Source organism: Halorhodospira sp. 9621 (genome assembly GCF_022228055.1).
In the GTDB taxonomy this organism is placed as follows: domain Bacteria; phylum Pseudomonadota; class Gammaproteobacteria; order Nitrococcales; family Halorhodospiraceae; genus Halorhodospira; species Halorhodospira halophila_A.
Genome location: NZ_JAJNRD010000094.1, coordinates 1 through 911, shown reverse-complemented (window position 1 = coordinate 911; position 911 = coordinate 1). Strand labels below are relative to the sequence as shown.

Genomic DNA, 911 nt, shown 5'->3' with positions numbered 1-911 from the left:
AGCAGATCGCGGAGAGCTTCCTTCTTACTCTCTGCGTGGTGTCGGTAGTACTGCGACGTCTAGAGGCAGGGCCAAACGAAGGCGATGAGTGCAAAGACATCAACTTGACAAGTTGTCATTCTCGCAGCAGTTTTATAGAGGATCCCTCTGTGAGGCCGTCGCCATGCGCACCGTCCAAGTCGGGGAGATGAAGGCCCACCTCTCGGAGATCCTCGAGCGGATCCGCACCGAGGGCGAAGAGTTCGTGCTGGAATTCGGCCGCGGACACGAGAAGGTGGCCGTCCTCGTGCCCTACGAGAAATATCGCCAGCAGCAAAGCACCGCCCTCAAGCCGGGGCTGTTGCAGGAGCGGGCCTCCTTCGCGTTCCACGAGGACAGTGCCTTGAGCGATGAGGACATGATTGGCGGGCCATGAGGTGCCTCGCGGATACCCACATCCTGCTCTGGTTCCTCATGGCGCCGAATCGCATCCCGCCTCGCATCATGGCTGCCTCGGCCACCGCGACCCATTCGACCGGCTGCTCATCCACTGCGCCATCCAGGAGCACCTCACCCTACTCTCCGCCGACAGCGCCTTTGCCGACTACCGGCCCTACGGGCTGAAGCTCATCGACGATTGACCACCGAGATATCACCGACCTGATCCAGGATACCGACTACCGGCCGCAGGTCCGCGTCGAGGAGGGCGTGTCGCGGCCCGTCGCGTGGCATTGGTGGTACTACGGGATCTAGCAAGGACAATTGCAAGATCTGCACGGTGGACTCGGAACCGTGCGCCTAACCGCGTTGCACGCGCCAAGCTTTGTGCTAATTGTAAGTGCCGCTTACAATCAGCACATGATTCCTAGGCACGCCCAGGCCACGCTCGAGCAGCTGGCTGCCAGCTTCCCGGTCGTCGCCGTCACCGGGCC

The 911-nt window shown here is 61.7% G+C and carries 2 protein-coding genes; both read left to right on the top strand.

Annotated elements, in window-relative coordinates; translation table 11 throughout:
* Positions 1–163 precede the first annotated feature (163 nt).
* The gene (locus LRF89_RS13235; protein WP_201173926.1) at positions 164–415 is read left to right on the top strand and encodes a type II toxin-antitoxin system Phd/YefM family antitoxin; all 252 of its coding nucleotides are present in this window, start codon (positions 164–166) and stop codon (positions 413–415) included.
* A 1-nt stretch (position 416) separates the two neighbouring features.
* Positions 417–620 (top strand): hypothetical protein, encoded by a 204-nt coding sequence (locus tag LRF89_RS13230; RefSeq protein ID WP_238637369.1) that lies wholly within the window; start codon positions 417–419, stop codon positions 618–620.
* Positions 621–911: the final 291 nt, after the last annotated feature.